Below are 8,910 nucleotides of genomic sequence, written 5' to 3'. Positions count from 1 at the left end.
AAGGCGTTTAAGAGAGCGTTCTGTTGTTAAACAAAGAAAACCCATAGGGTCTATTTGGCATACCCAAAAACAGAAAAAATATCATAAGGAAAAAATGAAGTGGGTAAGTTGCCAACGATTACTTGACACAAACGGCATTTGTTACAAACTTGCGTTTGGTATGAAACCATGATAAAATAAAGGGGAAATTTTGAAAATAGGGGGATTGCGGTATGTTCTTCGGGGGAAATTTTCAGCTCTGGAAGCTGCACACGGCAGCGGATTATCTGTCGTTCTTTCTGTTCCTTTTGGCGGGGATCGCGGTATTTGTCGTGGCGGCAAAATGCATGAACTGCCGGAGGAACCATGAAACAGCCGTAAATAAAGTAATGAAACGGCTGGGGAAGCTGGGAAAGAAGCCCTCCAGGGTCTATAAAAATGTGACACTGAAGACAGAGGACGGCGGCCAGAGCCTGGACGGGATCGTTCTGGACCGGGGCGGGATCCGCCTGGTGCGAGCCTACGGGTGGGGGACAAAGATCTACGGAAAGCCCGACGGTGAAATGTGGAGGCGGGAAGACCCGAAACGAAAGGAAGAGTTTAAGAATCCGCTGTTTGAGCTCAATGCGGCTGCGGAGCTCATAAAGAATGCGTTAAAAGACCAGGGGATGGAGAAGATAACGGTAACTCCTCTGGTGGTCTTTGCAGATAATTACCAGATCCCGGAGCTGTATCTGGGATATGGGTCCTGTTCTACCACATATCAGGAATTAAAGGACTGGTATAAGAAGCAGGGGCTCCCAAAAGAGGCTGCGTATGATGTGGAGAAGGCCTCGGCTGCGGTGGAGGGGCTTCTGACCGCCGGGACCGGGAACGCGTAATATATAATTTACAGGAGGGGTATTATATGATAAACGAAAAGAGACTTCTGGACACATTTTTAGAGTACGTCCAGATCGACAGTGAAACAAAGAATGAGAAGGCCATGGGAGAGCGGCTGGTACAGGATCTGAAGGCTCTGGGCTTTGAGGTCCAGACCGACCGGGCAGGAGAGGCCTTTGGCTCCAACGGCTTCAATGTCCATGCATTTTTAGAGGGCACGATCCCGGGAGATCCCACGATCTTCTGCGCCCATATGGATACGGTGGCTCCCGGAAACGGGATCAGGCCTGTGATCAAAGACGGCATTATCGGCACCGACGGCTCCACCATCCTGGCAGGCGATGATAAATCCGGCATTGCGGCCATTATGGAGGCCCTGGCTGTTATTAAGGAAAAGGATCTGCCCCACAGAAGCGCAGACATCCTCTTTACCATCGGAGAAGAGGGCGGAATGAACGGCGCGAAAAATATGGATTATTCCATGCTTAAGGGGAAAGAGGCCATGGTTTTCGATGCGGGCGGAGATACGGGAAAGGTCCTGACCTGCGGACCTGGCCAGATCAAGATAAATGCCACGATCACCGGACGGTCCTCCCATGCGGGCCTGGCTCCGGAAGCCGGGATCAGCGCCATCCAGGCGGCTGCAAAGGGGATCGCGAAAATGAATCTTTTAAGGATCGACGAGGAGACCACCTGCAATATCGGAACCTTAAGATCTGAGTACGCCACCAACATCGTTCCGGAAAAGGCGGTGCTGGTCGCCGAGGTCAGGAGCCGGGACCTGGATAAACTAAACGCCCAGGCTGCCCATATGAAGCAATGCCTGGAGGAGGCCTGCCAGGAGCTGGGCGCATCCCTGGATATCGACCTTTCCACAAATTATGTGAGCTTCCGTGTGGATAATGATGACGAGCTGGTGAAGCGGGTGTTTGCAGCCTGCGGGCGGCTGGGGATCCCGGCCTCCACAGAAAAGGGCGGCGGTGGAAGCGACGCCAATGTGATGGCTCTCCATGGGATCAAGCCAGTGGTGCTTTCCACGGGCATGACAAAGGTACATACCACAGAGGAGACTTTGAAGGTGGAAGAGTTAAATAAGTGTGCGGCCCTGGTGCTGGACCTGCTGACCAATTAAAGCAATGCCGCCGGAAGAAGAAAGACAGAGGTTTTGAAAATTGGAACGAAAACTGGAACGAAAACTGGATCTGAGATCCATCAGACGCTCGCCGACGCGGATGCTTCTGGCGGGATATCTTACGGTGATTTTAATAGGAACGGTCCTTCTGATGCTGCCGGTCTCCTCCAGAGAGGGGATCGTGACGCCGGTGACGGACTCGTTTTTTACGGCAGTCTCGGCGGCTTGTGTGACGGGTCTGGTGCGCTTTGATACGTATACCCACTGGTCCCTGTTCGGCCAGATCGTCCTGCTCCTGCTGATCCAGGTGGGGGGACTGGGCTTTATGACGATCCTTTTGTCCGCCCATACCTTTTCGGGCCAGAAGATCGGCCTGTCCTCCCGCATCCTTATGCGGGAGGCGGTGGCAGCGCCCCAGGTAGGCGGCATCGTCCGTATGACCAGGTTCATCCTGAAGGGGACGCTTCTGATCGAGGGCCTGGGGGCGGCGGCCCTGGCTCTTTATTTCTGCCCCCGGCTGGGGCTTTTTAAGGGCCTTTATTATTCGGTATTCCATTCGGTGTCCGCCTTCTGCAACGCAGGATTTGACCTGATGGGTGCAGAAACACCATTTTCTTCGCTGACGGCAGAAGCAGGAAACTGGTATCTGAATTTGGTGATCATGGCACTCATCGTCATTGGCGGCCTTGGATTTTTCGTGTGGCTGGATCTTCTGGATTCCAGGTTCCGGTTTAAAAACCTGAGGCTCCATTCAAAGATCGTGGTGTTTATGACGGCAGTTCTTCTGGCCGGCGGAGCACTGGGACTGTTCCTTCTGGAGCTTACCGGGGAGGCCTATGAGGGCATGAGCCTGGGAGACAGGATCCTGGCGTCCCTGTTCCAGTCGGTGACGGTCCGGACGGCCGGGTTTAATACGGTGGACCTGGCGGCTCTCAGGGAAGGGAGTATTTTCCTTATGATCTGCTTGATGGTGGTGGGCGGCTCCACTGGATCCACAGCCGGAGGAATGAAGACCACTACGGCGGCCGTGCTGGTTTTGAGCATTTTTTCCACATTCCGTCAGAAGAAAAATGTGGAATGCTTTAAGAGGCGGCTGGAGGACGGGATCACCCGGACGGCCTCCTGTATCTTTATGATGTATCTGATCCTGATCATTCTGTCTACGCTGGTGCTATCTGCGGCCGAGGGGATCCCGGTGCTGACGGCCATGTTTGAGACCACATCGGCCATTGCCACGGTGGGCGTGACTCTGGGGATCACGCCGGAGGTGTCCATGGTGTCCAAGCTGGTGCTGGCCTTTCTGATGATCTTTGGAAGAGCCGGTTCCCTGACCATGCTTTTGGCCTTCGCCTCGGACCGGCCTCCGGTGGCATCGAAAAAGCCCCTGGAAAAGATCCAGGTGGGCTGATACAGCATTGTTAATAAGAGGAGGAAATTATGATATCTGTTCTGATCATTGGACTTGGACGGTTTGGCCGTCATATGGCAATTAAATTCCAGGAGCAGGGAAATGATGTGATGGCGGTGGAAAAGGATGAGGCCAGGGCGGATGAAATGGCCCCGGTGATACAGAATATCCAGATCGGAGATGCCACCAACGAGGATTTCCTGCGGTCTCTGGGGGTGGGGAATTACGATGTCTGCGTGGTAGGAATTGGAGAAAGCTTTCAGACGGCCCTGGAGATCACCGTGCATTTAAAGGATCTGGGGGCGAAGTATGTGGTGGCCCGGGCTACCCGGGATATTTATAAAAAGCTCCTTTTAAGGAATGGGGCCGATCATGTGGTCTACGCGGAGCGGGAGGTGGCGGAGCGGCTGGCTGTCCGCTACGGAACAGCCCGGGGAATCTTTGATTATGTGGAGCTGACGCCGGAATACGGGATCTATGAGATCGAGTTGCCTCACGGCTGGGCCGGCCACAGCATCCTGGAGCGCCAGGTGCGGACCCGCCACAATATCAATATCCTGGCCATCCGCCATGGAAGGAACCTGTTCCCCATGCCGGGGCCGGAGCACGTGTTCACAGAGGGAGAGACTCTGATGGTCATGGGCAGCGAGAGGGATATCAAAGCGCTGATGAGGTAAAAGAAAAGAGACATATAAAAAGAGCTCCGGCATAACCGGGGCTCTTTTCACAAATACTAAAAAGGGGGATGTAAGAGTTACTATGTAAGCTGTATGTAAATCCCTGCCTCATGTGGAGACGGGAAGTGTTGTTAGACGACCCCGGAAGCTGGAACGCGCGTTTCTTCGCCTCCGGGCTCTTGTTTTTGTTTTATGGCTTTAGTATACCGGATAATTGTGACGTAAGTATGGAAAAACTATAAAAGGAAAATAAAGAAACTTAACATTTCATTGCGCTTTGTTGAGAATGCGTAAGAACCGGGACAGAGTGAAGAATTTCAGCAAAAGCGCCGCTTAGAAATGGACAAAGGCGCAAAAATCGAGTATAATACTCTCATGCGCAAAAATGAAGAAGGAGTGGCTCTGGTGCGTAAGAAAAGCGGATTTGAAAATCTGGTGCTGATCAGCCAGCTGGGACTCAATGTGCTGACCGCCGTGTTTTTATGTGTGGCGGCCGGCGTGTGGGCGGACCGGCAGTTTGGCACCAGCCTTACGCTTCCCCTTCTGATCCTGGGGATCCTGGCCGGCGGCTTAAACGCCTATAAAATGGCCCGGAGGACCATTGAACGGGAGCAGGAGGAGAAAGAGAAGGAAGAGAAAGCACGGGAAGAGAACTGGAAAAAACGGTACGGGACCGGAGACGGCGCCGGCCGGAATAAACGGAAGGGATGGTGACTGTTATGATGAGTGACGAGACAAAAAAACAGGTCATCCTCATGTCCGTAGGTATCGTTCTCCATAACCTGGTGCTTTTTTTAATTTGCCTGATCTGGTTTCGGAGCGCTCCGGTCTTCTTAGGTATCCTTACGGGGATGGCGGCGGCTGAGCTGTGGCTTCTCAGTATGGCTTATTCAACGGAGCTGTGCGCGGCCTCAGCCGATGAAAACTATGCCAGAAAAAAGATGGTGACCCATGCTCTCTTAAGGAGCCTGGCCGTATTTGGAGGGATCGCTCTGGTCTGGAAATTTACGGATATCAATCTTTTATCCCTGGTGGTGGGAATACTGGGATTAAAGACAGGGGCTTATCTTTACCCGGTAGTGCGCAGGATCGCAGACCGGAGGACCGGATCCGGCCGGCCTGACGAGAAAGACAGCGTATCATAAAAAGAAAGGAGGGCGAAAGAATGGGTGGTGGCAGTGAAGCGGATTTTATGATACATGGTATCATGAAATACCATCTGTTCGGACAGGAACTGTGGATCACGACGACAACTGTGGGGATGACGATTATCACCATTGTACTCCTGATCCTGGCCTTTGCCGCCAACAGAGCCATGAAGCACGCCACAGAGGTTCCTGGCACATTCCAGAACATCCTGGAGCTGGGAGTGGAGATGCTGGAAAAGATGACCCAGGGGATCCTGGGACCATCGGCCAGACGGTTTGCCAATTATATTGGTACGATCTTCCTGTTCATTCTGTTCTGTAACTTAAGCGGGCTTTTTGGCCTGCGGACCGTTACGGCGGACTTTGGCGTGACGTTCTTACTGGGACTGGTCACCTTCGCGATCGTTCAGTACCAGGGGATCAAAAACCATGGAGTCGGTCACTTCACCGGTTTGTTTAAACCGCTTCCGGTGCTGTTCCCGATCAACCTGATCGGTGAATTCGCAAATCCGATCTCCATCTCACTCCGTCTGTTCGCGAACATGCTTTCTGGTGTGATCATTCTGGGCCTGTGGTACGGAATGATGCCGATTTTCGTTAAGATCGGTATACCGGCGGCACTGCATGTATACTGCGACCTGTTTTCAGGCTGTATCCAGACATATGTATTCTGTATGCTGACCATGGTATACGTAAACGACAAACTGTAATCAAAAAATTTTTATTCAGGAGGTTTTATTTATGAATATTTCTGGACAGGATTTTATTTATGGATGCTCCGCCATCGGTGCTGGACTGGCAATGATCGCCGGTATCGGACCTGGTGTCGGCCAGGGTATTGCCGCCGGTTTCGGCGCGTCTGCTGTGGGACGTAATCCGGGCGCCAAGTCTGACGTTACTTCCACGATGCTTTTAGGTCAGGCCGTTGCCGAGACCACAGGTCTTTACGGTCTGGTAGTCGCCATTATCCTTATGTTCGTTAAGCCTTTCGGTTGATTTTTAAGGCTTCCCAATGAACATAGCAGAAAAGGAGGCGAGACAAAACCGTGGAACGGTTAATCAATTTTGACCCTCAATGGATCAACGATGTGGTGATCACGGGAATCAATATCTTTATCCTGTTCTTTGCGATGTCCTATCTTTTATTCAACCCGGCCCGGGACTACCTGGAGAAGAGGAGAAAGAAGATCGCCGGCGACCTGGAGATGGCAAAGTCCAGCAGGGAAAGCGCCCTGGCGCTCCAGGCTGAGTACGAAGAAAAGCTCCGGTCCATCAATAAAGAGGCGGAAGCCATCATGGACGAGGCCAGAAAGAAGGCAAAGAAGCAGGAGGCTGAGATCCTGGAGGAGGCCAGAGCGGAAGCCGGCCGGATCCTGGACCGGGCCAGCCGGGAGATCGACCTGGAGAAGAAGAAGGCTCTGGAGGATGTGAAGACGGAGATCGTATCCATTGCATCCCTGATGGCCGGAAAAGCTGTGGCAGCGTCCATGGATGTGAAGATCCAGGATTCCCTGATCCAGGAGACATTAAAGGAAATGGGTGAGAGCACATGGCAAAGCTAGTGTCAAAGGTTTACGGAGACGCGCTGTTTGAAGAGGCCATGGAAAAGAACGTTCTGTCCCAGTGGTACGAGGAGATCGGTGCCCTGCGGACCATTTTCCTGGAAAATCCGGATCTGGCGCAGTTTCTGAACCATCCGCAGATCATAAAGGAAGAAAAGAAGAAGGTGGTGGAAGCCATTTTCTCCGGAAAGCTTTCGGATGGTCTGCTGGGGTTCCTTGTGACTGTCATTGAAAAAGGCCGTCAGAACGACATGATCCCCATCTGTGATTATTTTACAGACCGGGTAAAGGCGTATAAAAAAATCGGCGTGGTGCAGGTCACCAGCGCTCTTCCGCTGTCCGGGGACCAGAAAAAGCGTGTGGAGGACAGACTTCTGGAGACCACAGGCTTTGTGAGCCTGGAGATCGGATACTCGGTGGATCCGTACCTCTTAGGAGGACTGGTGATCCGCATTGGCGACCGGGTAGTGGACAGCAGCATCAAAACTAGGCTGGAGGAGATCCGCAGGGATCTTATGAAATTACAGCTGGCTTAGGATGCACGCGGCAGGCCGCAGAGACGGCAGGCTGCAGACCGCAAATAGAAAGAAGGTGCAGACCTCAAATGAATTTAAGACCAGAAGAGATCAGCTCGGTCATTAAAGAGCAGATTGAAAGATATTCGACAAAACTGGAAGTTTCTGACGTGGGAACGGTCATTCAGGTGGCAGACGGCATCGCACGGATCCATGGTCTTGAAAACGCCATGCAGGGAGAGCTCCTGGAGTTCCCGGGAGAGATCTACGGCATGGTTCTGAACCTGGAGGAGGACAACGTGGGTGCAGTTCTCCTGGGCGATACTTCCAGCATCAGCGAGGGCGACACAGTAAAGACCACGGGACGCGTGGTGGAGGTTCCGGTGGGCGATGCCATGTCCGGACGTGTTGTGAATGCCCTGGGACAGCCCATCGACGGCAAGGGCCCGATCCATACGGACCGGTTCCGTAAGATCGAGCGTGTTGCCCACGGCGTAATTGAGAGAAAGTCCGTGGATACCCCGCTGCAGACCGGAATCAAGGCCATCGATGCCATGATCCCCATCGGCCGGGGCCAGCGAGAGCTGATCATCGGCGACCGTCAGACCGGTAAGACGGCCATCGCCATCGATACCATCATCAATCAGAAGGGCACCGGCGTCCGCTGTATCTATGTGGCCATCGGCCAGAAGGCCTCCACAGTGGCTTCCATCGTAAAGACCCTGGAGGAATTCGGCGCCATGGACTACACCACCCTGGTGGTTTCCACAGCCTCGGACCTGGCTCCCTTACAGTATATCGCTCCTTATGCGGGCTGTGCCATCGGCGAGGAGTGGATGGAGAACGGAGAGGACGTGCTGGTGGTCTACGACGACCTCAGTAAGCATGCGGCCGCTTACCGTACCCTGTCCCTGCTTTTAAAGAGACCGCCGGGACGTGAGGCGTATCCGGGCGACGTTTTCTACCTGCATTCCAGGCTTTTAGAGAGAGCGTCCAGGCTGTCCGACGACCTGGGAGGCGGCTCTTTAACGGCCCTTCCCATTATCGAGACCCAGGCGGGCGACGTTTCCGCCTATATCCCCACCAACGTGATCTCCATCACCGACGGCCAGATCTATCTGGAAACGGAGATGTTCAACTCCGGTTTCCGTCCGGCCATCAACGCCGGTCTTTCCGTGTCCCGTGTAGGCGGCGCGGCCCAGATCAAGGCCATTAAAAAGATCGCGGCTCCCATCCGTGTGGAGCTGGCCCAGTACAGGGAGTTAGCTTCCTTTGCCCAGTTCGGATCTGAGCTGGACGCCAGCACCAAGGAGCAGCTTGCCCAGGGCGAGAGGATCCGTGAAGTATTAAAGCAGCCCCAGTACCAGCCCATGCCGGTGGAATACCAGGTCATCATCATCTATGCAGCCACGAAGAAATATCTTCTGGACATTCCCACCAGCCAGGTGCTGGCGTTCGAAAAGGAGCTGTTCCAGTATATCGATACCAAATATCCGGAGATCCCGAAGAGCATCCGGGAAACAAAGGAAATGAAGCCGGAGACCGAAGAGCTTCTTAAAAAGGCCATTGAAGAGTGCAAGGCAGCAAGATAAGGCAGGTGACAGAGC

11 protein-coding genes are annotated in these 8,910 nt (G+C 53.4%); all 11 read left to right on the top strand.

Features of this window, described 5'->3' with window-relative positions:
• Positions 1-212 precede the first annotated feature (212 nt).
• Positions 213-860 (top strand): nuclease-related domain-containing protein, encoded by a 648-nt coding sequence (locus OCV69_RS12520; RefSeq protein ID WP_158359382.1) that lies wholly within the window; start codon positions 213-215, stop codon positions 858-860.
• A 26-nt stretch (positions 861-886) separates the two neighbouring features.
• Positions 887-1,993 (top strand): M20/M25/M40 family metallo-hydrolase, encoded by a 1,107-nt coding sequence (locus tag OCV69_RS12515; RefSeq protein WP_158359384.1) that lies wholly within the window; start codon positions 887-889, stop codon positions 1,991-1,993.
• Positions 1,994-2,033: 40 nt separating this feature from the next.
• Complete coding sequence (locus tag OCV69_RS12510; RefSeq protein ID WP_252207782.1) at positions 2,034-3,401, top strand: TrkH family potassium uptake protein; 1,368 nt, start codon at positions 2,034-2,036, stop codon at positions 3,399-3,401.
• Positions 3,402-3,430: 29 nt separating this feature from the next.
• Entirely contained in the window at positions 3,431-4,078 is a 648-nt protein-coding gene (locus tag OCV69_RS12505) for a potassium channel family protein (protein ID WP_158359386.1), read from the top strand.
• Between the two features lie 405 nt (positions 4,079-4,483).
• The gene (locus OCV69_RS12500) at positions 4,484-4,792 is read left to right on the top strand and encodes an AtpZ/AtpI family protein (protein ID WP_215654789.1); all 309 of its coding nucleotides are present in this window, start codon (positions 4,484-4,486) and stop codon (positions 4,790-4,792) included.
• Between the two features lie 5 nt (positions 4,793-4,797).
• Positions 4,798-5,223 (top strand): ATP synthase subunit I, encoded by a 426-nt coding sequence (locus OCV69_RS12495; RefSeq protein WP_158359388.1) that lies wholly within the window; start codon positions 4,798-4,800, stop codon positions 5,221-5,223.
• Positions 5,224-5,243: 20 nt separating this feature from the next.
• Complete coding sequence (gene atpB / locus OCV69_RS12490; protein WP_022272885.1) at positions 5,244-5,936, top strand: F0F1 ATP synthase subunit A; 693 nt, start codon at positions 5,244-5,246, stop codon at positions 5,934-5,936.
• Between the two features lie 31 nt (positions 5,937-5,967).
• Entirely contained in the window at positions 5,968-6,222 is a 255-nt protein-coding gene (atpE, locus tag OCV69_RS12485; protein ID WP_022272884.1) for an ATP synthase F0 subunit C, read from the top strand.
• 50 nt (positions 6,223-6,272) lie between these two features.
• The gene (gene atpF / locus OCV69_RS12480; RefSeq protein WP_158359390.1) at positions 6,273-6,788 is read left to right on the top strand and encodes a F0F1 ATP synthase subunit B; all 516 of its coding nucleotides are present in this window, start codon (positions 6,273-6,275) and stop codon (positions 6,786-6,788) included.
• On the top strand, positions 6,776-7,324 hold the full coding sequence (gene atpH / locus OCV69_RS12475; protein ID WP_158359392.1) for an ATP synthase F1 subunit delta: 549 nt from the start codon (positions 6,776-6,778) through the stop codon (positions 7,322-7,324). Before atpF ends, atpH begins: the two co-directional genes overlap by 13 nt.
• A gap of 68 nt (positions 7,325-7,392) precedes the next feature.
• Entirely contained in the window at positions 7,393-8,895 is a 1,503-nt protein-coding gene (gene atpA, locus OCV69_RS12470) for a F0F1 ATP synthase subunit alpha (protein ID WP_022272881.1), read from the top strand.
• Positions 8,896-8,910: the final 15 nt, after the last annotated feature.

It is taken from the genome of Alitiscatomonas aceti, from assembly GCF_025567195.1.
Taxonomy (GTDB): domain Bacteria; phylum Bacillota; class Clostridia; order Lachnospirales; family Lachnospiraceae; genus Alitiscatomonas; species Alitiscatomonas aceti.
Note: the sequence above shows the minus strand (reverse complement) of the source record. Positions and strands in the feature narration are given on the sequence as shown.